Source organism: Bacillus pumilus, from assembly GCF_024498355.1.
Lineage (GTDB): Bacteria > Bacillota > Bacilli > Bacillales > Bacillaceae > Bacillus > Bacillus pumilus_P.
The window spans coordinates 569,201-594,175 of record NZ_CP101833.1 but is presented as its reverse complement, the minus strand read 5'-3'; the positions used below and the strand labels follow the sequence as shown (position 1 = coordinate 594,175).

Annotated in this window: 25 protein-coding genes, 4 tRNA genes and 3 rRNA genes; 8 read left to right on the top strand and 24 right to left on the bottom strand. The window is 43.8% G+C overall.

Annotated features, from left to right (window positions below; all coding sequences use genetic code 11):
- Positions 1–19 precede the first annotated feature (19 nt).
- On the bottom strand, positions 20–388 hold the full coding sequence (locus NPA43_RS03030) for an RlpA-like double-psi beta-barrel domain-containing protein (RefSeq protein ID WP_003213878.1): 369 nt from the start codon (positions 386–388) through the stop codon (positions 20–22).
- A 209-nt stretch (positions 389–597) separates the two neighbouring features.
- Between NPA43_RS03030 and NPA43_RS03025 the strand changes: the two genes are divergently transcribed.
- A complete protein-coding gene (locus NPA43_RS03025; protein WP_099727416.1) occupies positions 598–1,272 on the top strand; it encodes a hypothetical protein in 675 nt (224 codons plus the stop codon).
- 124 nt (positions 1,273–1,396) lie between these two features.
- Positions 1,397–1,864: a hypothetical protein gene (locus tag NPA43_RS03020; RefSeq protein WP_099727417.1), complete on the top strand. Its 468-nt coding sequence runs from the start codon at positions 1,397–1,399 to the stop codon at positions 1,862–1,864.
- Positions 1,865–1,926: 62 nt separating this feature from the next.
- On the opposite strand, the gene NPA43_RS03015 is transcribed toward NPA43_RS03020, so the two are convergent.
- From NPA43_RS03015 to groES, 6 genes are all read right to left on the bottom strand, one after another.
- Positions 1,927–2,343, bottom strand: coding sequence for a hypothetical protein (locus tag NPA43_RS03015; protein WP_099727418.1), 417 nt, complete (start codon positions 2,341–2,343; stop codon positions 1,927–1,929).
- A 279-nt stretch (positions 2,344–2,622) separates the two neighbouring features.
- Positions 2,623–3,234, bottom strand: coding sequence for an FMN-binding negative transcriptional regulator (locus NPA43_RS03010; RefSeq protein WP_256499344.1), 612 nt, complete (start codon positions 3,232–3,234; stop codon positions 2,623–2,625).
- A 20-nt stretch (positions 3,235–3,254) separates the two neighbouring features.
- Positions 3,255–3,773: a spermidine/spermine N(1)-acetyltransferase gene (locus tag NPA43_RS03005; RefSeq protein WP_099727421.1), complete on the bottom strand. Its 519-nt coding sequence runs from the start codon at positions 3,771–3,773 to the stop codon at positions 3,255–3,257.
- A 22-nt stretch (positions 3,774–3,795) separates the two neighbouring features.
- Positions 3,796–4,248 carry a MarR family winged helix-turn-helix transcriptional regulator gene (locus tag NPA43_RS03000; RefSeq protein ID WP_099727422.1) on the bottom strand — a complete coding sequence of 151 codons (453 nt, stop codon included), beginning with the start codon at positions 4,246–4,248 and terminating at the stop codon, positions 3,796–3,798.
- Between the two features lie 386 nt (positions 4,249–4,634).
- Positions 4,635–6,269, bottom strand: coding sequence for a chaperonin GroEL (gene groL, locus NPA43_RS02995; RefSeq protein WP_034320371.1), 1,635 nt, complete (start codon positions 6,267–6,269; stop codon positions 4,635–4,637).
- A gap of 55 nt (positions 6,270–6,324) precedes the next feature.
- Complete coding sequence (groES, locus tag NPA43_RS02990) at positions 6,325–6,609, bottom strand: co-chaperone GroES (RefSeq protein ID WP_003214120.1); 285 nt, start codon at positions 6,607–6,609, stop codon at positions 6,325–6,327.
- 229 nt (positions 6,610–6,838) lie between these two features.
- Here groES and NPA43_RS02985 point away from each other — a divergent pair, with 229 nt between their 5' ends.
- The 4 genes from NPA43_RS02985 (at position 6,839) to NPA43_RS02970 (ending at position 8,433) form a co-directional block, all read left to right on the top strand.
- Positions 6,839–7,573, top strand: coding sequence for a CPBP family intramembrane glutamic endopeptidase (locus tag NPA43_RS02985; protein ID WP_099727423.1), 735 nt, complete (start codon positions 6,839–6,841; stop codon positions 7,571–7,573).
- Positions 7,570–7,764 carry a YdiK family protein gene (locus tag NPA43_RS02980; protein WP_034320377.1) on the top strand — a complete coding sequence of 65 codons (195 nt, stop codon included), beginning with the start codon at positions 7,570–7,572 and terminating at the stop codon, positions 7,762–7,764. Before NPA43_RS02985 ends, NPA43_RS02980 begins: the two co-directional genes overlap by 4 nt.
- Before the next feature lie 143 nt (positions 7,765–7,907).
- On the top strand, positions 7,908–8,285 hold the full coding sequence (locus tag NPA43_RS02975; RefSeq protein ID WP_256499343.1) for an NUDIX hydrolase: 378 nt from the start codon (positions 7,908–7,910) through the stop codon (positions 8,283–8,285).
- Complete coding sequence (locus NPA43_RS02970; RefSeq protein WP_230031491.1) at positions 8,197–8,433, top strand: hypothetical protein; 237 nt, start codon at positions 8,197–8,199, stop codon at positions 8,431–8,433. Before NPA43_RS02975 ends, NPA43_RS02970 begins: the two co-directional genes overlap by 89 nt.
- 39 nt (positions 8,434–8,472) lie before the next feature.
- Here the strand turns inward: NPA43_RS02970 and tatC are convergent, their stop codons facing one another.
- Genes tatC through moaC form a run of 4 tightly spaced genes read right to left on the bottom strand, consistent with a single transcriptional unit; the run spans position 8,473 to position 10,605 of the window.
- Positions 8,473–9,222, bottom strand: a complete 750-nt coding sequence (tatC, locus tag NPA43_RS02965; RefSeq protein WP_370461141.1) for a twin-arginine translocase subunit TatC — start codon at positions 9,220–9,222, stop codon at positions 8,473–8,475.
- 15 nt (positions 9,223–9,237) lie between these two features.
- Positions 9,238–9,417, bottom strand: coding sequence for a twin-arginine translocase TatA/TatE family subunit (locus tag NPA43_RS02960; RefSeq protein ID WP_099727425.1), 180 nt, complete (start codon positions 9,415–9,417; stop codon positions 9,238–9,240).
- Positions 9,418–9,444: 27 nt separating this feature from the next.
- Entirely contained in the window at positions 9,445–10,098 is a 654-nt protein-coding gene (locus NPA43_RS02955) for a redox-sensing transcriptional repressor Rex (protein ID WP_008355687.1), read from the bottom strand.
- Positions 10,099–10,113: 15 nt separating this feature from the next.
- Positions 10,114–10,605 carry a cyclic pyranopterin monophosphate synthase MoaC gene (moaC, locus tag NPA43_RS02950; protein WP_256499342.1) on the bottom strand — a complete coding sequence of 164 codons (492 nt, stop codon included), beginning with the start codon at positions 10,603–10,605 and terminating at the stop codon, positions 10,114–10,116.
- 138 nt (positions 10,606–10,743) lie between these two features.
- Between moaC and NPA43_RS02945 the strand changes: the two genes are divergently transcribed.
- A complete protein-coding gene (locus tag NPA43_RS02945) occupies positions 10,744–12,666 on the top strand; it encodes an ABC-F family ATP-binding cassette domain-containing protein (protein ID WP_099727427.1) in 1,923 nt (640 codons plus the stop codon).
- Between the two features lie 271 nt (positions 12,667–12,937).
- Here NPA43_RS02945 and tsaD read toward each other — a convergent pair whose 3' ends face one another.
- From tsaD to NPA43_RS02885, 12 genes are all read right to left on the bottom strand, one after another.
- Positions 12,938–13,966 carry a tRNA (adenosine(37)-N6)-threonylcarbamoyltransferase complex transferase subunit TsaD gene (gene tsaD / locus NPA43_RS02940; RefSeq protein ID WP_256499341.1) on the bottom strand — a complete coding sequence of 343 codons (1,029 nt, stop codon included), beginning with the start codon at positions 13,964–13,966 and terminating at the stop codon, positions 12,938–12,940.
- The gene (rimI, locus tag NPA43_RS02935; RefSeq protein ID WP_099727437.1) at positions 13,959–14,387 is read right to left on the bottom strand and encodes a ribosomal protein S18-alanine N-acetyltransferase; all 429 of its coding nucleotides are present in this window, start codon (positions 14,385–14,387) and stop codon (positions 13,959–13,961) included. Before rimI ends, tsaD begins: the two co-directional genes overlap by 8 nt.
- Before the next feature lie 25 nt (positions 14,388–14,412).
- Positions 14,413–15,102: a tRNA (adenosine(37)-N6)-threonylcarbamoyltransferase complex dimerization subunit type 1 TsaB gene (gene tsaB, locus NPA43_RS02930; protein WP_099727429.1), complete on the bottom strand. Its 690-nt coding sequence runs from the start codon at positions 15,100–15,102 to the stop codon at positions 14,413–14,415.
- Positions 15,083–15,559 (bottom strand): tRNA (adenosine(37)-N6)-threonylcarbamoyltransferase complex ATPase subunit type 1 TsaE, encoded by a 477-nt coding sequence (tsaE, locus tag NPA43_RS02925; RefSeq protein WP_256499340.1) that lies wholly within the window; start codon positions 15,557–15,559, stop codon positions 15,083–15,085. Before tsaE ends, tsaB begins: the two co-directional genes overlap by 20 nt.
- A gap of 13 nt (positions 15,560–15,572) precedes the next feature.
- On the bottom strand, positions 15,573–16,550 hold the full coding sequence (gene thiL, locus NPA43_RS02920) for a thiamine-phosphate kinase (RefSeq protein ID WP_230031488.1): 978 nt from the start codon (positions 16,548–16,550) through the stop codon (positions 15,573–15,575).
- Positions 16,551–16,828: 278 nt separating this feature from the next.
- Positions 16,829–16,905 (bottom strand) — tRNA-Asp (locus NPA43_RS02915).
- Between the two features lie 48 nt (positions 16,906–16,953).
- A tRNA-Met gene (locus tag NPA43_RS02910) sits at positions 16,954–17,030 on the bottom strand.
- An 18-nt stretch (positions 17,031–17,048) separates the two neighbouring features.
- Positions 17,049–17,164 (bottom strand): 5S ribosomal RNA (gene rrf, locus NPA43_RS02905).
- Between the two features lie 61 nt (positions 17,165–17,225).
- Positions 17,226–20,156: ribosomal RNA gene (locus tag NPA43_RS02900) — 23S ribosomal RNA — on the bottom strand.
- A 182-nt stretch (positions 20,157–20,338) separates the two neighbouring features.
- Positions 20,339–21,887: ribosomal RNA gene (locus NPA43_RS02895) — 16S ribosomal RNA — on the bottom strand.
- Together the 16S, 23S and 5S rRNA genes with 4 tRNA genes alongside form the textbook arrangement of a ribosomal RNA operon.
- 177 nt (positions 21,888–22,064) lie before the next feature.
- Positions 22,065–22,138, bottom strand: a tRNA-Gly gene (locus NPA43_RS02890).
- 11 nt (positions 22,139–22,149) lie between these two features.
- Positions 22,150–22,226, bottom strand: a tRNA-Arg gene (locus NPA43_RS02885).
- Between the two features lie 370 nt (positions 22,227–22,596).
- Here NPA43_RS02885 and gltP point away from each other — a divergent pair.
- On the top strand, positions 22,597–23,847 hold the full coding sequence (gene gltP / locus NPA43_RS02880; RefSeq protein ID WP_230031353.1) for a glutamate-aspartate/proton symporter GltP: 1,251 nt from the start codon (positions 22,597–22,599) through the stop codon (positions 23,845–23,847).
- Positions 23,848–23,946: 99 nt separating this feature from the next.
- Here the strand turns inward: gltP and NPA43_RS02875 are convergent, their stop codons facing one another.
- Positions 23,947–24,966, bottom strand: coding sequence for a S66 family peptidase (locus NPA43_RS02875; RefSeq protein ID WP_256499339.1), 1,020 nt, complete (start codon positions 24,964–24,966; stop codon positions 23,947–23,949).
- Positions 24,967–24,975 lie beyond the last annotated feature (9 nt).

Sequence of the window (24,975 nt, the reverse complement as noted above, 5' to 3'; positions counted from 1 at the left end):
TTCTTTGCATGCCTATGTATTAATAAGTGTAATGCCCTTTCACGACACCTTTACTTGTTTTATATCCAAGTGCTTTGAATGCTTTCGGACTTACGTCTAATACCGCGTTTGGCATTCTACCTACATCATATTTATAGACTGTAATCACTTTATGTGGTTTCGCTTTTGTTGTCACTCTTAGTTTTGTACCTTTTTTCGGTACGTCAAATCCCATTTTAGTTGCTGCATCCCAATGACCGAGTTTTTTTCCATCTGCGCCTTTTTTACCGACACCATTATACCAAGTAATATTGCCGCTTACTTTTTTTGCACTTGCTCCATGTGAGAAACTAAACGCTAAAAATAAACTAGCTACTGTTACGATTGTCGCAATAAGCTTTTTATTCATTAAAAAATCCTCCGTATTTGGTTTCTGCACTTATTATACATGAAGATGCACCCAGTTATTTTACAGTCACATTACAATTCGAATACAAGTTGACCACTTTATGACCGATTTCGCTCACAAAAAATACCAAAATCAGCCAGAACAATGTAAGCAGCCCCTCTCTTTCATTTTATATAATAAAAGTGAATCAAATATAAGGAGGAATTTTTATGAAAAAGTGGTTCATCGTTTTGAGTGTGAGTTTAGCGTTCGTTTTGATGCTTTCAAGTCTACCTGCCTCAGCAGCTGGTCCCCGTCACGGTGCGATTGTGACACAAACGGATGAAGCCAGATGGTCAGGTATCTCTGCTGATATTGTGCTTCCGAAAACAGCGACGATTAAAAATGGATATGCTGACTGGTATCTCGGTCTTGGCTCTGCCGTTGTAGAGAGCGGTATTTCAAAAACGTCTTCTGGCTATAAGGTCTTTCTTGGCAGCGGCTCACAAGGCGGCAGTCAATACTGGAACAGTGAATACGATAAGAGTATTAAGGATGGCGCACGTGTCAACTTAAAGCTCATCAACAATGGTGATGGCACGGTGTCACTATATGTCAATGGGAAATTGCGCTACAAGCAGCCTGTTTTCAACCCCAGCCGTCTGAAAAACCTTGATGTTGTCAAAATGGTACACGGCGTTCAGGATAATGGGACAAACAGCTACTCGCAAGCAAGCTTCTCGAATGTACAGCTTCGTGCAGATACATCAGGAAGCGTCTATAAAAAATGGGATGGAACCGTCAAATCCTCATTGTTGCGTAAAAATCTAGAATCAGGTGCGCCGTCTCCTAAATTCACGGTACATTCTTCTATTCCACTTAGTACAACCCTTTCAGCACAATAAGAAAAAAGCGCCCAGTTTTGGGTGCTTTTTATTGTTCACAGCTTATCAACACTTCTCTTTTAATCAAAACAAGGATTCGTGGTAACATAGGCATATATACTTCGAAGAAAAAAGGAGAACGAACGTGAGAAAAAGTCTACTTATTTTCATGAGTCTAGTTGCAAGTCTCTTCATTCTAGCAGCTTGCTCGAATACGACAAAAGAACAAAAAACAGAATCTAAGGCACTTCCTACAATTAATGAGCGCATTCAAAATGAAACGAAAGAGGTGATGGAGCAGTCTAAGCTCGTAAAAGACACAGCGATCACCGTTGATCAAAAGAAAAAAGTCATTTCTTTAAACGTGACAGCTTCCTCTGATACCAATAGTGATTACGCTGAAGTCATCGGTTTAAACTTTGCCAAGACGCTGGCCATTGGGGCATCAACTGAAAAAGAAAACAACCTGCACAAACCAGAAAATGATAGCCTCGGCGCCCTCTACTCCTTTTATGACCTGAACATCACCGTGAAACAAGAAAACGGCAAGGTGCTGGCAAAAGGAAAGAAAAAAACAAATGAAACAAAGATCACTTGGGAAAGAGCCCAATAATTCATGGTTTTTTACGTTAAAAAAGGCTTGTAGAGGACCTCTCTACAAGCCTTTTTTCATGTTTATTCAGTCAAATCGTCTCTCATCGCATCGACCAGTGTTTGGATATCCGAGTGAGCCCTTGATGCTAATCGTACCAACAAATCATCTATACACTCATACAAATGATGTTCCCTCACAATATACTCCTTATAAAATGGAATGATAAAGAAATAGAGCAAATCAGCAAATTCAAGTGCAACGTTATCTTCATCCTCATCTCCTAACGCCTGTCCAACACTTTCAATCAACCAATTCAAATCTGCTTTCTTTTCAATCGGAACATACATCAGTAAATGAATATCATCCGTATCCTTCGTTTGTAAAATCCGCTCAGCCGCTTCCTTTGACAGCGCCCCAATTTCTGTAGAAGATATATTCACAACCGCTAATTCATCCTCTGATCTTTCTTGATTCATTTGCAGCACGTTTTGGTCCATCTCGACTCACTCCCCGTTCTCAGATACTTTTATTATAAGGAATTGATCTGATTTTTTATGGAAATAGTGGATTTTTTTATGTAATTTTAAACAAAAAAGAGATTCAGCAATTGACGTTCAGCTTCAATTGGCATACCAAACATGCACAAGAATTTAGCTTTTTCATCTGCTATACGTAAGGAAAAGGAAAAGGAAAAGTGACAGGCTATAGATATGAGCCATGGCACCCTCAGATAGCTCGGAACAACAAAAGCACTCTTGCTCATAAGAGTGCTTTTCTCATACATCCTCTAATCTCTTTTTCATCGCATCAGCCAATTCCACTTCACCCTCTGCTTCCAGCTGTTCAATGATGTGAGCATAATCTCTTTCATGGCGATTCTGGCTAAGCTTAAAAGCAGCCTGAACTTCATCAATGATGATTTTGAAGCCCACAATCCCTTTCATTTGTTTCTCTAACAGTTCATTAGACAACGTATGCCATAACACTGGCTGTTCCCTATGGCTTTCGTAAGTCTCTAGCATCTTTGTTAATTCCTTTACCAGTTCCGCCTTTTCTAGCAGTTCAGCCTTTCCATATACATGCACAGCTTGATAATTCCACGTCGGCACGGCTTCTTTTTCATACCATGAAGATGATATGTAAGCATGTGGCCCTTGAAAAATCACGAGCACCTTCTCATTTTCTTCAAACGTTTTCCACTGAGGATTTCCAATCGCCATATGACCTGTGATCACATACGAATCCTCAATTTGATGAAAACTCACTGGAATATGTGTCGCAATAGGTTTTTCATACGTTGTGGTCACAACTGTTGCAAATGAATGTGATTGAATAAATGCTTTTACTTCCTCCAAATCTTTCACTTGAAAAAATGATGGAATATGCATATTCCCTTCCCCCTTTTTGATCAGTTCAGTGTTTTGGTCATAATAAAATCCATTTGCTCTTCGTCTCCCATAAGGAAAGCGTGCACCCCTGTTTGAACAAACCCAAGCTTTTGATAAAATGCGATGGCCGCTCTATTGTGCTCCCACACCCCAAGCCAAACATCACGTTTATCATATTTCTTTGCGATCTCAAAGGCTTGATTGATTAAAAATCGTCCTAACCCTTGCTTTTGAAACGACTGCTTGATATAAATTCTTTCAATCTCTAACGCTTTACTTCCCATCTCCTCTGACTGCGCCTCGTCCATATTGACCTTCAAATAACCAGCAACTTCACCACTCACTTGAACAAAATAGAACTGTGAAGATGGATGATGTAATTCTTTTAACAGCTGGTTCGGATGAAAGGCTTTCTTTACGTAAGCATCAATATGTTCAGCTTTGTTTTGATCCTGAAAGGTCTCTTTAAACGTGTCGATTCCGACTTTCTGCAGCTCTTCTATATGCTGTTCATTGCACAGAATAAAAGTGACGGTCATTGAAGTCATCACTCCTTATCATTTAGTAACATCTCTTATTTCCTTTTTTCACATAATCCCAATCTTTTTCGATATTTTTTCTCACCCTTAGAAGATACTCATAAATCTGTTCCGCTTCCTCTTCAGAAAACCCATCCAGCGCTACTTGATTCGAGTAATCATTTTCTCGTTTGATCATTGGATATACGGCTTTCCCTTTATCGGTTGGAAAAAGCTTTTTGATTTTTTTATTCACCGGGTCATCTTTCTTCTCAATAAAACCATGCAGCTCTAGTTTTTTGATGGCACGGGCAGCCGTTGTTCGATCCACCTTAATCATTTCCGCCAGCTTTTCCTGAATGATGCCAGGCTCCTCACAAATACGCACAAGATACAAATACTGCCCCTTCGTTAAATCGTACTCTTTAAATTCAATATTACTAATCGAATCAAGTGCCCGAGCAATGACGCCGATCTCCCGCAAAATCTCTTTCATATACCTCGACTCCTTTTGTTGCATTTGCAACAAACAACTACAGTTAGTATAATTGATCAATATTGTATTTGCAACAAAAAACCACTCCCTATTTGGAAGTGGGTTCAACTCTTTCTTTATTTATCACGCTTCTTCGATCCAAACAATCCGAACACGACGGCCAGCGAAACAATGATAGCCACCCAAGTAGAAAAACCCATCTGATCACCGCTTTTCTTTTTAGAAATATCATTTTTTACATCAATTAAAGATATATGTCTCTTATTTTAACGAATGAAAAACGGTGAAGGTTTCAATTCATCATCTCTAATACTTTTTAATGCACTTGACCAATTAAAAATAGACATAACAAAAACCCCTATATTTCAAGGGGTTTTCGAGGGTGTTTACATCATTCCACCCATACCGCCCATGCCGCCCATATCCGGCATTCCGCCGCCTGAGCCGCCTTCTTCTGGTTTGTCAGCAACGACTGCTTCAGTTGTTAGAAGCATTGCTGCAACAGAAGCTGCGTTTTGAAGTGCAGAGCGAGTTACTTTTGTTGGGTCAACGATTCCTTTTTCGATCATGTTTACCCATTCGTTTGTTGCTGCGTTGAAGCCTACGCCAATTTCTTCGTTTTTCAAGCGCTCAACGATGACGGATCCTTCAAGACCTGCGTTGTGAGCGATTTGACGGATTGGCTCTTCAAGAGAACGTAGAACGATGTTCACACCTGTTTGAACGTCACCATCAGCTTCAATTGAAGCGACTTTTTTGTATACATTCACAAGTGCTGTACCACCACCGGATACGATGCCTTCTTCAACTGCTGCACGAGTTGAGTTGAGTGCATCCTCGATGCGTAGCTTACGCTCTTTTAGCTCTGTTTCCGTTGCAGCACCAACTTTGATGACAGCCACGCCGCCAGCTAGTTTTGCAAGACGTTCTTGTAATTTTTCTTTATCGAATTCAGAAGTTGTTTCTTCAACTTGCGCACGGATTTGGTTTACACGAGCTGCGATTTGAGCAGAATCTCCTGAGCCTTCTACGATTGTTGTGTTTTCTTTTGTCACAACGACTTTAGACGCGCGGCCAAGCTGACCAATTTCAGTTGATTTCAGGTCAAGTCCTAGGTCTTCTGTGATTAATTCTCCGCCAGTTAGAACAGAGATGTCTTCAAGCATTGCTTTACGACGATCACCGAATCCAGGTGCTTTTACTGCCACTGCGTTGAATGTACCACGAAGTTTGTTCACAACAAGTGTTGCAAGTGCTTCGCCTTCTACATCTTCAGCAATGATCAATAATGGTTTTCCTTGTTGTACCACTTGCTCAAGTACAGGAAGGATTTCTTGAATGTTCGTGATCTTTTTGTCTGTGATTAAGATGTAAGGATTTTCAAGAACGGCTTCCATCTTATCAGAATCCGTCACCATGTATGGTGAAGCGTAACCGCGGTCAAATTGCATCCCTTCAACCACTTCAAGCTCAGTCGTGAAACCTTTAGACTCTTCGATTGTAATAACACCGTCATTACCTACACGCTCCATTGCCTCAGCAATCAAGCTTCCTACTTCTTCATCTGCTGCAGAAATGGACGCAACTTGAGCAATTGATTCTTTGCCTTCGATTGGTTTAGAAATCTCGTGCAAGCCTTCAAGTGCTACTTTCACTGCTTCTTCGATCCCTTTACGAACGCCAACAGGGTTTGCACCAGCTGTTACGTTTTTCAGACCTTCACGAATCATTGCTTGAGCTAGAACCGTTGCCGTTGTTGTACCGTCACCAGCTACGTCGTTTGTTTTGCTTGCGACTTCAGCCACAAGTTTTGCACCCATGTTTTCAAATGCATCTTCTAATTCGATTTCTTTTGCAATCGTTACACCATCATTTGTGATAAGTGGAGAACCGAATTTTTTCTCAAGAACCACGTTACGTCCTTTAGGTCCTAAAGTTACTTTTACAGCATCTGCAAGTGCATCTACACCACGTAACATCGCACGGCGTGCTTCTTCACTGAACTTAATATCTTTTGCCATAATAACAAAACCTCCTCAGTCTTTTTAGAAATGTATCTCAATATTTTATATGTGATTAACCAATAACAGCTAAAATGTCGCTCTCACGAAGGATTAAATATTCTTTGCCTTCATATTTCACTTCAGTGCCTGCATATTTTGAGAAGATAATGCGGTCGCCTGTATTGACTTCTAACGCAACGCGCTCACCACTTTCAAGTACACGACCTGAACCTGCTGCAACAATTTTACCTTCTTGTGGTTTTTCTTTTGCAGAATCCGGTAAGACAATACCGCTAGCGGTTTTTTCCTCAGATTCAACGAGTTCAATGATTACGCGATCGCCTAATGGCTTTAACATAAGAAACAACCTCCTCAATTTTTATATGTAGTCTTTTTTAGCACTCATCACTAGCGAGTGCTAACACATTTATTATAATAAAGAATGTCTTCTGCAATTTCAAGTAAAAACCTTTAAAAATTTTTGCGCTTTCATGATCTTTTTCCATCACTGATTCTTTCCTTTTCAACGAAAAAGAAGACTTGTGTTACAATAAATCTAGTTCTTTTAGTAAAGGGGTTTTCGTTACTTGAAAAAACAATATTGGTACATCATCTTAACTTATATATTGGTACAGGTTTCTGCTATTCCTTATGTGCTCATCATGAAATGGTTAGGATTCATTAAGACACCAATGACACAAGCAGAGCTCTCACAATTGTCGGGAACTTGGACAATCATCAGCTTCTGTATTGGATTGATCATTATTTTGCTCATCCTGCGGACAGTACCAAAAGCTTCACTACGAAATGAAGCACCGGTTTCAGCCGGGTCTGCCATCGCTTGGATCATTGGCGGTTTCTTTCTCTCCCTCTTTGCGCAATCGATTGCAGGAGTGATTGAGCAGTATGCATTTGGCATTGGCCGTGAGTCAGAAAATACACAAGCGATTTTATCTATTATGGATGCCGTTCCTTGGCTTGTGATCGTCATCGCCCTGATTGGACCTATCTTAGAGGAAATCATTTTCCGAAAAATCATTTTTGGAGTGATCTACGAAAAGACGAATTTTTTCATTGGGGCACTTGTTAGTTCAGTGGTTTTCGCCGCTGTACACACTGATTTTGCCCATATCTTGCTCTATACCGCGATGGGCTTTACCTTTGCCTTTTTATATGCGAAAACAAAACGAATCATTGTTCCAATCGGCGCTCATATGCTCATGAACTCGCTCGTCATTCTTGTGCAGATTGAGCCAGTGAAAAAAATGATTGAAGAACAATCTCAAACAATGCAAATGATTATTGGAGGCTTTTTCTCATGAGAAACCCTGTCGTATGGGGCATCATTTATTTTGCAGTAGGTGTGGCTTTCACCTATATGGCCATCCAAAACCCAGGTGACATGTGGTCATTTTACAGCATTTTGCTGATGGTGTTTGCGGCCTATAATATCAATATCGCGTTTAAAATGTTTGCCTTCTCTGTCAAACTAAAAAAACAACAGCAAAAATAAATCAAAAACCATTTTCCGCCGCTAGGAAAATGGTTTTTTTATGGAGGTCGTGTCTTCATGGAACATGAAAAACTGAGAATCATGAACGAGCAGCATGAAACGATTGGAGTTGCCGCCCGTTCAGATGTCCATGCCCAAGGTCTTTGGCTTTTTGGCTTTTAAAAAAGGAATATAACACAGTCTATCTCTATTTTCAGCTAAGAAGTCCCGCAAAAAAGGAGTTTCCTTCTCTGCTTGATATCACAGCAGCAGGCCACCTTCTTGCAGATGAACAGCCTTCTGATGGCATCAGAGAGGTCGAAGAAGAGCTTGGTCTCTCTATCCCTTTTGAAGACCTTACCTTTGCAGGTGTCATGCAGGATGAAATCCATATCCCTTCGTTCATCGACCGTGAGTTCTGCCACGTGTACCTTTATAAATCAAGGGGAGCCTGTGAACGTTCAATTACAGAAAAAAGAAGTCGCTGGTCTTTACAGAACGAGATTCATCGATGCACAGCACCTTTTAACAGGTCAATGTGAAAGGATTCAGGTAGAGGGCTTTGAGATTGATGCAGCCGGAGAACGGCGTGAGGAAAGCAGAGAAGTAGATGTACACGACTTTGTCCCTCATGAGCCCGGTTATTATCAGCGCCTCTTTCACGCCATCAATCAATTTCGATCACAATAGAAAAAGCATCGTGATCACCATTTGGATCACGATGCTTTTTTATGAGACATAATGACTTTCTTTCTCCTCTGTTTGCTGCATTTTGCGATAGGTCACTCTTGAAATGACAATACTCACTTCATACAAAACGAGCATTGGCAAGGTAACCATGAGGTGAGAAACAAGCTCTGGCGGTGTAATGAGTGCGGCAATGACAAGGAGGACAAAATAGGCATACTTCCGTATTTTTGATAAAAACATCGGTGTGATGATGCCAAGTCTTGTGAGAAACATCAACACAACGGGCATCTGAAACAAAAAGCCAAATGGAAGTGTTAACTGCATCAGAAATGTAAAATACTCATGAATCCCAATCACTTGCTCTACATTTAAATCATTCGACATCCGCATCAGAAAATCGACGACAAAGGGAAACAAAATAAAATAAGAGAAAGCCACACCGCTCAAAAATAAAAGCAGTGCAATCGGAATGTAAGCAAGTGTCACCTTTCTTTCTTTTTCATATAAACCAGGGCTCACAAACGCCCATAGCTGATATAAAATCACGGGACACGTCAAAACCAAAGCAATGACAAATGCGAACTGCATAAACACGTACAGTGGATCTGTGAGCTTAAATGCGTTTAATGTCAGTGTTGCCGCTTCATCGGTATTTTGCAAATACACAATGACCGGCTTAGCGAGAAAAAAACCTGCCGCCATAAAGGCAACAAAAAACATCGCAATGATCACTAAACGTTTTCGCAGTTCCACAATATGCTCCATAAGCGGCATATCTTTGACATTCATGAAGCTCATCCTATTCTACTGATCTTCTTTTTTCTTTTTTTCTTCCTGATCATCAGCTAAACCTTTTGTGGCATTTTTAAATTCACGTAATGTATCTCCTGCTGCTCTTCCTAATTGAGGAAGCTTTTTCGGCCCAAAAATAATGAGCGCAACAATCGCAATCAGAACCAAACTTCCAGGACCGATCGGACCCATTTGCTCCACCCCCTTTACCCCTTTTCATCAGTCCTCCTGCGTAACAGAGTAATGCTTTAAGAAATACACAAGAGACTGAAGTTCAACCGCCAAATCTATATGATGAATTCGAATGTGTTCCGGCACATTCAATCGAGCCGGCGTAAAGTTAAGGATTCCTTTGATGCCAAGGGCAATCAAACGATCTGTAATGGATTGAGCTGCTACGGCAGGTACTGTCAAAATCGCAACAGGAATATCTCCTACCTCTTGAACATGCTCTTCAAGCTTATCCAAATCATAGACAGGCACGCCGCCTATCTCACTTCCTATTTTACTCTCATTGACGTCAAAAGCCATTGAAATTTTTGTATTATTATTTTTTATGAAATTATAGTGTAAAAAAGCAGTCCCTAAATTCCCGACACCGATGAGCATAACATTGGTCATTTCATCTTGGTCAAGGGTCTTTCTGAAGAAGGTCAAGAGGTAATCGACATTATAGCCATACCCTTTCTTCCCTAGTGCACCAAAATACGAAAAATCTCGGCGAATGGTGGCAGAATCCACTTTGACTGCATCACTAAGCTCTGCCGATGACACCCTTTGTTTTCCTGATGCATGCAGATTTTTTAAAAAACGGTAGTAAAGCGGCAAACGTTTGGCTGTCGCTTGTGGAATTTTTGACTGGTCTATATTCATATAAGGTCCTCCAACTTAAATATCAGATGCTCTGTGAAAATCACCGTTTTTCCCGCCTGTCTTTTCAACTAGATAGGTAGGACCGATGATCATGTCTTTATCAATCGCTTTGCACATGTCGTAAACGGTCAGTGCACATACTGAAGCAGAAGTGAGCGCTTCCATCTCAACACCCGTACTTCCTTTTGTTTTGACCTGTACTTGTATGTTCAGAATGTGCGCATTTCCGTCATCCTCCCAATCAAAGGAGATATCCACGCCTTTTAGTACAAGCGGATGACACATTGGAATGATGTTGGACGTTTGCTTTGCTGCCATGATGCCAGCAACCTGTGCGACAGACAGCACATCCCCTTTTCCAATTTCACGTTGTTGTATTTTATGAAATACTTCTTTTATCATACGAACGCTTGAAGCAGCAACGGCGGTTCTCACTGTAGACGATTTGTTACTAATGTCGACCATCTTTGCTCTTCCTTGTTCGTTAAAGTGGCTAAATTGACTCATCTTTCAACGCTCCCTCACTCAAATCATACACTATTTTTTCCTATCTGTCTTTCATTTGACCATTGCGATTGTATGTAAGATTTGCCGGTTTACTGCTGATAAGCTACACTTAACATATTATAGCAGAGGTGAAGTTACATGATGATTCTACAAGTGAATCAGCTGTCCAAATCGTTTGGCGCTGATACCGTTTTAACGAATATAAAATTGGAAGTCAAAGCAAAGGATCGTATTGCCATTGTTGGTCGTAACGGCGCAGGCAAATCCACGCTTTTAAAAATTATTGCCGGTCAAATGTCTTACGAGCAAGGTGAGATCATCAAACCGAAAGACCTATCAATCGGCTATTTAGCACAGCACACCGATGTGACGTCTACACGTACGTTAAAAGACGAATTATTATCGGTTTTTGATCATTTAAAAGAAATGGAACAAGAGATGAGAACCATTGAGGAAAAAATGGCTTCTTCCACAGGTTCAGAGCTGGATTCCCTGATGAAAACCTATGACAGGCTGCAGCAGGAATTTAAGGATCAAGGCGGCTATCAATATGAAGCAGATGTCCGCTCCATTCTTCATGGGCTCGGATTTAGTCATTTTGAAGATGACTCAACCGTCCAATCCTTAAGCGGCGGTCAGAAAACCCGTCTAGCGCTTGGAAAGCTATTATTAATGAAACCAGAACTCTTAATTCTGGACGAGCCGACCAACCATTTAGATATTGATACCTTATCATGGCTTGAGCAGTATTTGCAAAATTATACAGGAGCTATTCTCATCGTTTCCCATGACCGCTATTTCTTAGACAAAGTCGTCAACCATGTCTATGAAGTCTCAAGAACAGCAATGAAAAAGTTTGCAGGGAACTATAGTAAGTATCTTGAGCTGAAAGCGGAGCAGCTAGAGCGTGATATGAAGCTCTATGAAAAGCAGCAAGAAGAAATCTCAAAGCTCCAGGATTTCGTGGATCGCAACCTAGCAAGAGCCTCTACCACAAAGCGGGCTCAGAGCAGACGGAAGCAGCTGGAACGAATGGATCGTTTAGATAAGCCATTAGGTGATGAAAAATCCGCAAGCTTTCATTTTGATATTACGAGACAAAGCGGCAATGATGTGCTGAAGGTGCATGATCTCGATATTAGCTATGATGAAAAAACGCCGCTCCTATCCTCTCTTTCTTTTCATATCAAACGCGAGGATAGTGTGGCACTCATTGGTCCTAACGGAATTGGAAAATCAACACTTTTAAAAACCTTAACGAATGCATTAACACCTGTAAAAGGCGACATCAGCTTTGGGTCTCATGTCACCATCGGCTATTATGACCAAGAACAAGCCAAACTGACATCCTCCAAGAAAGTGCTAAATGAGCTTTGGGATGATTATCCTCATATGAATGAAAAAGAAATCCGGACATGTTTAGGCAACTTCCTTTTCTCCGGTGATGATGTCTTAAAGCCCGTTCATGCACTAAGTGGTGGAGAAAAAGCGCGTCTTGCGCTGGCGAAGCTGATGCTGCAAAAAGCCAATTTCCTCATTCTCGATGAACCGACTAACCACCTTGACTTAGATAGTAAGGAAATTTTAGAGAATGCGCTGATTGATTATCCAGGAACCATCTTATTTGTCTCTCATGACCGGTATTTTATCAACCGTCTGGCAACAAAAGTGTTCGAGCTGTCGCGAGCAGAAACAAAAGAATATCTTGGTGACTATGACTACTACCTTGAAAAGAAAAACGAACAATTAGAGCTTGAAGCGCTCAAAGATCACGAGCCGTCTAAAAAGCACGCAGAAAAACCAGTAGAAACAACCAAGCTTTCCTATGCTGAAGAAAAAGAACTGAAAAAGAAAGAAAGACAAAAACAGCGCAGAATCGAAGAAATTGAAGAGCGGATCGCCGTCATTGAAGAGAAGCTTGGTGAAAATGAACAGCTTTTATGTGATCCTGCTATTTTCCAAGATCACGAGAAGGTCCAAGCCATTCAAACAGAAAATGATGCGCTTAATCAAGAGCTCGAATCACTTTTTGCAGAGTGGGAAGACCTATCAGAATCTTAAAGGGTGCCCTAACGGGTGCTCTTTTTCTTTCAGTGATAATTTATTATCCACAATGATACCCACAATAACTTCTTGATTATTATTAAACACTTCGGACTTATCCACTTTATCCACAGAGTTTTAATCACATATCCACAGAAAAGATCCTATTTGTACACATTCTCTTCATTTTAAAACGAAATTTTCTAATAATTGTGGATATATCACGTTTACATGTGAATAAATCGCTTTCATTTCAAATGAAAAAACCCCTGTATATCCACAGGAGTCTTCATTCATATGAGACAAGCGGTAATCCAGGCTGACCGTTCATTGCCATATCGCCTCTTATTCCTTTTTCAAACGCAATGGTACCCGCAGCAGCAATCATGGCTGCATTATCTGTACAAAGAGACAATGGCGGTATGGTGACACTCACTTCAGGCAGCTTCGTAAATGCTGACGTTAAAGCTTCTCTCAATCCTTTATTGGCAGCGACTCCCCCAGCTAAAACAACCTGCTTCACACCATATGCCTCAGCCGCTTTTAATGTCTTTCCAACAAGCACCTCAATGACGCTTTCTTGAAAACTTGCCGCCAAATTCTCTGGAGCAATCGTTTCTCCCTTTTGGGATGCATTGTGTAATGTGTTGATCACAGCTGATTTTAAACCACTGAAACTAAAATGATAAGAGCCTTCTTCAAGCCATGCTCGAGGAAGCTTGACCATCGGCTCTCCTTCATGTGCTAATCGATCAATGTGAGGCCCGCCTGGATAAGGAAGACCCATCGTCCGAGCCACTTTGTCATACGCTTCTCCAGCCGCATCATCTAATGTTTCACCGATGACTTCAAAGGCCCCATGCTCTTTCATTAGAACAAGCTCAGTATGCCCGCCAGAGACGACAAGAGCTAAACAAGGAAACAGCAATTCACCAACGAGCTGATTCGCATAAATATGTCCAGCAATATGATGAACACCAACGAGAGGAATTTGATGAGCAAAGCTCAGTGCCTTGGCTGCATTGACGCCGATCAGAAGTGCACCGACTAAGCCCGGTCCTTCTGTGACAGCAATGGCATCTAAATCCTTAAAGCTCATGTTGGCCTGTGCCATCACTTCTTCTAATACGATGGTCACTTGCTCCACGTGATGCCTTGATGCGATTTCTGGCACAACACCGCCAAATCGTTTATGACTTTCTATTTGTGAGGCAACAACATTCGCTACAATTTCTTTCCCATTTTTCACAATGGACGCAGCTGTTTCGTCACAGCTTGTTTCTATACCTAATATGAATCGATCTTTTTGTTCACTCATTTATATTCACCCACATGACTAATGCATCTTCCCCATTATCTGTATAATAGTTCTTTCGAATAGAAGCTGGTCGGAAACCAAGCTTTTCATAAAGGGATTGTGCTGGGGTATTCGATACCCGCACCTCTAATGAAAGATGATCTGTCTTTTTTTCTTTGCAAAATTCCATGACATATCGAAGCAATGCTTCCCCGTAGCCTTTTCCTCTATGCTCAGGGAGAATCGCAATATTCGTAATTTGTGCATCGTCCATGACAATCCAGACTCCGCAATACCCAACAGGCTGCTTATCTTCTTCAATGAGGAAATAATGGCTGTATTGGTTATGGAGAATCTCATAGACAAACGATTCTTTTTTCCATGGTGCTGTAAACGCATGCACTTCAATCGTATACACCTCTGGAATGTCCTCTACTGTCATTCTTCGAATCTCTGCTGTGTTGAGATTATTTTTGTCCTTCAAGCCATTTCACTTCCGCTTCTGCCAAACGAATATAGTTAGGGACAAGCTGATGGACATCTTCAACAGGGCGATCTGCTCCTAAAAACGCAAGCACTGAAGGTCTTGGATTATGAAATGCCCCCTCTGCCAAAACAGCAGTCTCTCCTAAAATGGAGCGAATGCTCTCTTGATGAAGATGCACATCATGTCCAAGAAATAAGACAGGCTTTCCTCCATGCTTCAGCTCATGAAGCCAATCCGTGAGCAAGATATTTTGGTCTGGTTTGACCTCTTTGATCTTTCCTTCTTCAAACGTATATAGCCCAGTATAAACTTGTCCTCTTCTCGCATCAAATAGTGGCGAGATCCATCCATCAAAATATTGACCATTTGCAGCGAGTGTTTCTAAACTCGAAACAGCAGATATCGGGATAGACAGCGTCCACGCAAGTGTTTTTGCAATGGTCACACCGATTCTGACGCCAGTGTAGGAACCAGGTCCTTTTGCTACAACGATTTTGCTTAGTTCGCTTGGCGCTACACCACATTCTTTCATCAGTGCTTCAACTGTCGGCATCGCTCGGACGGAATGGTTCTTTTTTAAGTACGTGATGCTCTCGCCAATCACTGCGAAATCTCTGACAAGAGCAATTCCTAGTGTATGGTTTGACGTATCAATCGCCAGTATGGTCAAATTCTTTCATCTCCTTACAAAGGGTCTCATAGCGCTCCCCTTTTGCATAAAACGTGAGATGACGTTCTTCTTCACGTTCTGTTCTCAGCATGTCAATTTTTAAATATGATGAAGGCAATTGCGGTTCAATGAGATGTGCCCATTCAACCAAGCATACACCTTCGCCCTCAAAATATTCTTCGAGTCCGATATCTTCTTCCGCATCTTCCATGCGGTACACATCCATATGATAAAGTGGCAGTCTGCCATCGGTATATTCTTTAATAATGGTAAAGGTGGGGCTGTTGACGATACGGGTAATACCTAAGCCTTCTGCAAAACCTTTTGAAAAAGTGGTTTTGCCTGCGCCTAAATCCCCTTCTAATGTCAATACATCGCCTGGCATCACAAGTTTGGCCAAAGCACCGGCAATTCGTTTCGTCTCATCCGCACCTTTTGTCGTCCATGTTAATTTCACAGTTGGTGTCACCTCATTTCTTAAAATGATTATATCCTTTTTTCATTAACGTTGTTGATTGATCATTGTCTTTTAAAATGACGCTGGCCGCTTGATCATCTTTGACTTGTCCAATGCGTGTGATCTGAATGTCTTCTCTTTTACATTGCGTTTCAAAGCTTTTCCAATCATTCTCTGGAATCGTGCCAGTTAAAACAAAGTCCTCTCCCCCAAATAACACCCATTCAAGCCAGTCTTTGCGTAACAGAGGTAAATCTGGATGTTTTGGGAGCTTGTCAGCTTCAATCTCCATCGTCACATGGCTTGCTTCTGCTATCTCATTCAGCTCACTCGCTAATCCATCACTGACATCATTCAAGGTCACCCGCGGGAAGCTTGAGCAAATGTGTCCAGCAGCAATGTGAGGCTGAGGCATTTTGTGACGCTCAAGAAAAAAAGCAGAATTGATCGCCTTTGCAGAGTCTACCTCGTTCATTAAAAGTGATAATCCAGCAGCTGATGAACCGAGCTCACCTGTAACAAATACAATATCTCCTGCTTGAGCACTGTGGCGGTAACAAGCTTTTCCCTTTGGAACCTCACCAATGACCGTCACCGTAATGACAAAGTCACTGCGGATGGCTACCGTATCCCCACCGATCAAATCCATTTGATATGTGTCAGCCAAAGCTTTCATTCCCTCGTAAAGAGCAGTGACGATTGTCTCATCACCATGAGGCGGGATCGCAATCGATACAAGATAGTACTTTGGTGTTCCTCCCATTGCGGCGATATCACTGACATTGACTGCCAGCGCTTTAAAGCCAACCTCAAAGGGCGTGGAAAAATCAAAACGAAAATGAACATGCTCCACCATTGTATCAACACAAACGACCTCTTCACAATGTGAATGAGGTTGATAAACACTTGCATCATCACCGATCCCCATGACCAAGGAACATTGATGTGTTTCTTTTGGTGTAATCCGGCGAATAAGATCAAATTCATCCATAAAAAAGACAGCCCCTTCATGCAATCAATTAATTGAGTAGACATGATGTCAGACACAGTTAGTATTAGTGTAGCGAATATGAGCCTCAGTTCCAACTAAAAATGATATAAAGAAAGCCTGGTATGAAAAAACCAGGCTGTGTTGAAGTCATCTATCTTTTCTTTTCACATATAGTGTAGCCAAATGCAAGCTGTTTCACCGCATCATGGTTACTTGTTGAAAGAAAAAGACATAAAAAAAAACGAAACTATACGTTTTCGTTTACAAGTCATAAAAAATGGCGGTCCGGACGGGACTCGAACCCGCGACCTCCTGCGTGACAGGCAGGCATTCTAACCAACTGAACTACCGGACCATTTGGGTTGCACTTAATGAGTACTCCCTATTGGTGTATAAAATAATTTGGTTGCGGGGGCAGGATTTGAACCTGCGACCTTCGGGTTATGAGCCCGACGAGCTACCGAACTGCTCCACCCCGCGACGATATAAAAATAACAAGCTTGGCGGCGTCCTACTCTCACAGGGGGAGACCCCCAACTACCATCGGCGCTGAAGAGCTTAACTTCCGTGTTCGGTATGGGAACGGGTGTGACCTCTTCGCTATCGCCACCAAACCTGATGGAGAGAATGTTCTCTCAAAACTAGATAACAACGTTCATGCTTCACATTAGAATATAGGTTAAGTCCTCGATCTATTAGTATCTGTCAGCTCCACGTGTCACCACGCTTCCACCTCAGACCTATCAACCTGATCATCTTTCAGGGATCTTACTTCCTTGCGGAATGGGAAATCTCATCTTGAGGGGGGCTTCATGCTTAGATGCTTTCAGCACTTATCCCGTCCGCACATAGCTACCCAGCGATGCCCTTGGCAGAACAACTGGTACACCAGCGGTGCGTCCATCCCGGTCCTCTCGTACTAAGGACAGCTCCTCTCAAATTTCCTGCGCCCGCGACGGATAGGGACCGAACTGTCTCACGACGTTCTGAACCCAGCTCGCGTACCGCTTTAATGGGCGAACAGCCCAACCCTTGGGACCGACTACAGCCCCAGGATGCGATGAGCCGACATCGAGGTGCCAAACCTCCCCGTCGATGTGGACTCTTGGGGGAGATAAGCCTGTTATCCCCGGGGTAGCTTTTATCCGTTGAGCGATGGCCCTTCCATGCGGAACCACCGGATCACTAAGCCCGACTTTCGTCCCTGCTCGACTTGTAGGTCTCGCAGTCAAGCTCCCTTGTGCCTTTACACTCTGCGAATGATTTCCAACCATTCTGAGGGAACCTTTGGGCGCCTCCGTTACATTTTAGGAGGCGACCGCCCCAGTCAAACTGCCCACCTGACACTGTCTCCCTGCCCGATAAGGGCAGCGGGTTAGAAGGTCAATACAGCCAGGGTAGTATCCCACCGATGCCTCCACCGAAGCTAGCGCTCCGGTTTCCAAGGCTCCTACCTATCCTGTACAAGCTGTACCAACATTCAATATCAGGCTGCAGTAAAGCTCCACGGGGTCTTTCCGTCCTGTCGCGGGTAACCTGCATCTTCACAGGTACTATAATTTCACCGAGTCTCTCGTTGAGACAGTGCCCAGATCGTTGCGCCTTTCGTGCGGGTCGGAACTTACCCGACAAGGAATTTCGCTACCTTAGGACCGTTATAGTTACGGCCGCCGTTTACTGGGGCTTCAATTCGCACCTTCGCTTACGCTAAGCGCTCCTCTTAACCTTCCAGCACCGGGCAGGCGTCAGCCCCTATACTTCGCCTTACGGCTTCGCAGAGACCTGTGTTTTTGCTAAACAGTCGCCTGGGCCTATTCACTGCGGCTTCTCGGGGCTTTAACACCCTAAGAAGCACCCCTTCTCCCGAAGTTACGGGGTCATTTTGCCGAGTTCCTTAACGAGAGTTCTCTCGATCACCTTAGGATTCTCTCCTCGCCTACCTGTGTCGGTTTGCGGTACGGGCACCTCTCACCTCGCTAGAGGCTTTTCTTGGCAGTGTGGAATCAGGAACTTCGCTACTAAATTTCGCTCGCCATCACAGCTCAGCCTTTACGGGAAACGGATTTGCCTATTTCCCAGCCTAACTGCTTGGACGCGGATATCCAATACCGCGCTTACCCTATCCTCCTGCGTCCCCCCATTGCTCAAATGGTGAGGAGGTGGTACAGGAATATCAACCTGTTGTCCATCGCCTACGCCTTTCGGCCTCGGCTTAGGTCCCGACTAACCCTGAGCGGACGAGCCTTCCTCAGGAAACCTTAGGCATTCGGTGGACGGGATTCTCACCCGTCTTTCGCTACTCATACCGGCATTCTCACTTCTAAGCGCTCCACCAGTCCTTCCGGTCTGGCTTCACAGCCCTTAGAACGCTCTCCTACCACTGTTCGTAAGAACAGTCCGCAGCTTCGGTGATACGTTTAGCCCCGGTACATTTTCGGCGCAGAGTCACTCGACCAGTGAGCTATTACGCACTCTTTAAATGGTGGCTGCTTCTAAGCCAACATCCTGGTTGTCTAAGCAACTCCACATCCTTTTCCACTTAACGTATACTTTGGGACCTTAGCTGGCGGTCTGGGCTGTTTCCCTTTCGACTACGGATCTTATCACTCGCAGTCTGACTCCCAAGGATAAGTCATCGGCATTCGGAGTTTGACTGAATTCGGTAACCCGGTAGGGGCCCCTAGTCCAATCAGTGCTCTACCTCCGAGACTCTTACCTTGAGGCTAGCCCTAAAGCTATTTCGGAGAGAACCAGCTATCTCCAGGTTCGATTGGCATTTCACCCCTACCCACACCTCATCCCCGCACTTTTCAACGTGCGTGGGTTCGGGCCTCCATTCAGTGTTACCTGAACTTCACCCTGGACATGGGTAGATCACCTGGTTTCGGGTCTACGACCACGTACTCATGCGCCCTATTCAGACTCGCTTTCGCTGCGGCTCCGCATCTTCTGCTTAACCTTGCACGGGATCGTAACTCGCCGGTTCATTCTACAAAAGGCACGCCATCACCCGTTAACGGGCTCTGACTACTTGTAGGCACACGGTTTCAGGATCTATTTCACTCCCCTTCCGGGGTGCTTTTCACCTTTCCCTCACGGTACTGGTTCACTATCGGTCACTAGGGAGTATTTAGCCTTGGGAGATGGTCCTCCCGGATTCCGACGGAATTTCACGTGTTCCGCCGTACTCAGGATCCACTCTGGAGGGAATGACATTTCAGTTACAGGGCTGTTACCTTCTCTGGCGGGCCTTTCCAGACCTCTTCGCTTATATCATTCCTTTGTAACTCCGTATAGAGTGTCCTACAACCCCAAGAGGCAAGCCTCTTGGTTTGGGCTGTTCCCGTTTCGCTCGCCGCTACTTAGGGAATCGCATTTGCTTTCTCTTCCTCCGGGTACTTAGATGTTTCAGTTCCCCGGGTATGCCTTCTCATACTCTATGTATTCAAGTATGGATACTACTCCATTACGAGCAGTGGGTTTCCCCATTCGGAAATCTCCGGATCAAAGCTTGCTTACAGCTCCCCGAAGCATATCGGTGTTCGTCCCGTCCTTCATCGGCTCCTAGTGCCAAGGCATCCACCGTGCGCCCTTTCTAACTTAACCATTTCTTACTTTAGAAAGAATCACTATGTGTGATGAACTTTGCATTGCATTCAATGTGAATGTATTACTTATTGTTATCTAGTTTTCAAAGAACAATCCTGTCTCGCTAGAGACATGTTTTGAAGGTATGATCCTTCAAAACTAAACAAGACCAAAACGCACGCTGCTCCATATATCCTTAGAAAGGAGGTGATCCAGCCGCACCTTCCGATACGGCTACCTTGTTACGACTTCACCCCAATCATCTGCCCCACCTTCGGCGGCTGGCTCCATAAAGGTTACCTCACCGACTTCGGGTGTTGCAAACTCTCGTGGTGTGACGGGCGGTGTGTACAAGGCCCGGGAACGTATTCACCGCGGCATGCTGATCCGCGATTACTAGCGATTCCAGCTTCACGCAGTCGAGTTGCAGACTGCGATCCGAACTGAGAACAGATTTATGGGATTCGCTAAACCTTGCGGTCTCGCAGCCCTTTGTTCTGTCCATTGTAGCACGTGTGTAGCCCAGGTCATAAGGGGCATGATGATTTGACGTCATCCCCACCTTCCTCCGGTTTGTCACCGGCAGTCACCTTAGAGTGCCCAACTAAATGCTGGCAACTAAGATCAAGGGTTGCGCTCGTTGCGGGACTTAACCCAACATCTCACGACACGAGCTGACGACAACCATGCACCACCTGTCACTCTGTCCCCGAAGGGAAAGCCCTATCTCTAGGGTTGTCAGAGGATGTCAAGACCTGGTAAGGTTCTTCGCGTTGCTTCGAATTAAACCACATGCTCCACCGCTTGTGCGGGCCCCCGTCAATTCCTTTGAGTTTCAGTCTTGCGACCGTACTCCCCAGGCGGAGTGCTTAATGCGTTAGCTGCAGCACTAAGGGGCGGAAACCCCCTAACACTTAGCACTCATCGTTTACGGCGTGGACTACCAGGGTATCTAATCCTGTTCGCTCCCCACGCTTTCGCTCCTCAGCGTCAGTTACAGACCAGAGAGTCGCCTTCGCCACTGGTGTTCCTCCACATCTCTACGCATTTCACCGCTACACGTGGAATTCCACTCTCCTCTTCTGCACTCAAGTTTCCCAGTTTCCAATGACCCTCCCCGGTTGAGCCGGGGGCTTTCACATCAGACTTAAGAAACCGCCTGCGAGCCCTTTACGCCCAATAATTCCGGACAACGCTTGCCACCTACGTATTACCGCGGCTGCTGGCACGTAGTTAGCCGTGGCTTTCTGGTTAGGTACCGTCAAGGTGCGAGCAGTTACTCTCGCACTTGTTCTTCCCTAACAACAGAGCTTTACGATCCGAAAACCTTCATCACTCACGCGGCGTTGCTCCGTCAGACTTTCGTCCATTGCGGAAGATTCCCTACTGCTGCCTCCCGTAGGAGTCTGGGCCGTGTCTCAGTCCCAGTGTGGCCGATCACCCTCTCAGGTCGGCTACGCATCGTTGCCTTGGTGAGCCATTACCCCACCAACTAGCTAATGCGCCGCGGGTCCATCTGCAAGTGACAGCCGAAACCGTCTTTCATCCTTGAACCATGCGGTTCAAGGAACTATCCGGTATTAGCTCCGGTTTCCCGGAGTTATCCCAGTCTTACAGGCAGGTTACCCACGTGTTACTCACCCGTCCGCCGCTAACATCCGGGAGCAAGCTCCCTTCTGTCCGCTCGACTTGCATGTATTAGGCACGCCGCCAGCGTTCGTCCTGAGCCAGGATCAAACTCTCCGAGGTATGCAGGATGCATATCACACATGCGTTGCTACACGATGTAGCGAACTTAGTATGTGATCCTTCCTGCCTCGTCAGCTTGACTGACTACCTATGATGTATCATAGGATTTTTTATAAAAACTCGAATTAACAGGTACGTTTTGTCTTGTTTAGTTTTCAAAGATCATTTTTTTCAAAATGGAGCGGGTGATGAGAATCGAACTCACGACATCAGCTTGGAAGGCTGAGGTTTTACCACTAAACTACACCCGCGTGGTTTGTATTGGCGCGCCCGAGAGGAGTCGAACCCCTAACCTTTTGATCCGTAGTCAAACGCTCTATCCAATTGAGCTACGGGCGCTTAATCAGGCGACTTAATTATCTTAACATATCATTTTTATTAAGTCAACATCTTTTTGAGATTTGTTTGTCACATGCGTTTGAACGTCTGTGTTTCAAATGCGTCATCAGCGACGAATAAAAATATACCACGGATCATATAAATGGGTCAATACATTTTTGTGAAAAAGTTTAATGTTTTTTAAGAAGTGATTTTTTCTTATATAAATAGAGATGCGATAGCCCTATTTTTCTTCTCTTCTTTCATAATATCAATCATTCTTAAATAAAATCTTTCTAAATCCAAAGGAGGACAAAACATGACCACCTAGAATTTTTATTTATTGGAAAATTCTTAATATTTTCCAAGCATTTAAAGGAGGTAGGAGATGATGAAAAAATTCGTCGCTTTTCAAATCATGATCGCTTTGGTGATAGGAGCTCTTATCGGCCATTTCTTCCCTGACTTCGGAATGGCACTGCGGCCAATTGGTGATGGCTTCATTAGATTGATTAAAATGATCGTTGTTCCTATCGTTTTCTCTACTATTGTGATCGGTGCGGCTGGCAGCGGCGGCATGAAGAAAATGGGTAGCCTCGGATTAAAGACGATCATTTGGTTTGAGGTCATCACAACCATCGTTCTTGGGATCGGTCTATTATTGGCTAATGTCCTAAAGCCCGGCGTTGGACTTGATTTCTCTAAATTAGCTAAGAAAGATATTGGGGAATTAGATGGCTATACTCAGAAAGTCGTTGACTTTAAGCAAATGGTATTAAATATCATTCCAACCAATATCGTCGATGTCATGGCTCAGAATGATTTACTTGCTGTCATTTTCTTCGCTATTTTATTTGGTGTAGCCGCAAGCGGCATCGGTAAAGCATCCGCTCCTGTTCTAACCTTCTTTGAATCAGTGGCACAAATTATGTTTAAGCTAACGCAAATGGTGATGGTGACAGCACCTATTGGGGTTCTTGCATTAATGGCTGCTTCTGTTGGCCAATATGGCATCGTTTTATTAATCCCAATGATGAAGCTTGTCGGGACTGTATTCTTAGGATTATTCATTATTCTATTTGTCTTGTTCCCTCTTGTCGCACTGATCTTCCGTTTTAACTACTTCGAAGTATTAAAAATGATTTGGGATTTGTTCTTAGTTGCCTTTTCCACTACAAGTACAGAAACTGTCCTTCCTCAACTTATGTCACGGATGGAGAAATACGGCTGTCCAAAAAGAATCGTTTCCTTCGTGATCCCTTCTGGTCTTTCTCTGAATTGTGATGGGTCAAGTTTATATTTATCCGTTTCCTGTGTGTTTCTCGCACAAGCGTTTGGCGTCGACATGAGTCTATCACAGCAGCTTCTCATGATGCTTGTCCTTGTATTAACAAGTAAAGGCATTGCAGCTGTGCCATCCGGTTCACTCGTCGTTCTTTTGGCAACGGCCCACGCAGTAGGTCTTCCAGCGGAAGGCGTCGCCATTATCGCCGGTGTTGACAGAATTATGGATATGGCACGAACTGGCGTGAATGTACCAGGGCATGCAGTTGCATGTATTGTCGTATCTAAATGGGAAAAAGTATTCCGTGAGTCTGCATGGGAAGTTCCAAAAGCAGGTGAGGAAACTAAAGGGATGTAATGTCTTCTATCACGCTGAAAAGAAGACAAAGGGCTAAAATGATCTTCATTTTAGTCCTTTGTCAACAATCTGAAGGAAAGGGTCCGCCCTTTCCTTTTCTTATGGTAAAAATGTTTGCTTCAGAACTGCCTTGCCTTCGTCTTGAATCTGCACTTCTGCGTACGCTCCATTGATGATGGTCATTTGTGGCGGAACATGTCCACAATCCATATCATAAACAATCGGGATTTGTAATTCCTTGTGTAATTCTTCATATAGATCCGTATATTCATATCCTTCCACAGGCACATCCACTGCGCTCCGGCCGAACATGATCCCAGAGCAGTCATCAAACCACCCTGCTAATTTTAATTGCACAAGAGATCTCTTCATGCTCGCAGCATTTAATGCGCAGTTTTCGAAATACCATAGAATCGGTTCACCTTTAAGGAATGTTTCTTGAAAAGCCTTCACATCTCCAAAAGGTGTTCCTGCTAAATGACGTATGACATCAATGCAACCACCCAGCAGTCTTCCCTTCACCGTCGTCTCGTGTGGATTAACCGTACGCCATACGGTTGGCTCTGTTAAATGAAAGACATGTTTACTCGGGTGATCATACTGCCATTCCTTTTGATACATAGATGAAGAAAACTGGGTAATGTTCATCTCCCCTGTAGTGGCGAGCACTTTTTCCCACATGGCAGTCGTCTGATCAAGCTCTTCACCTTGGAGATCCACAAAGTTCGGACCATGCGCTGTGGCAATGCCAGTTTTTAATGTGAATGCCAAAAGGAGTACACTCGTATCCGAGTAACCAAGAATCCACTTTTTTTGCATCGATGAGAAATCAAGATGCTCTAGCACTTCAATGAGTAGCTGCCCGCCCCACGGCGGAATGATGTGGTCAATTTCATCACATGTCATCATGTTCTGGAGCTCGTTTGCTCGTTCTGTGGAAGGGGCTGACTTTGCCTTTTCCTGCTGCCATACCGTCTCTCCACATATGACATCATAGCCTCTTTCTTTCATCCGCTTGCATGACAGATGGAACATTTCATGCAAAGATGACTGTACACCTGAGGAAGGGGCTGTGACGCCAATCGTCTGTCCTTTTTGCAAATGCGGATACTGTATCATCTTGTCCAC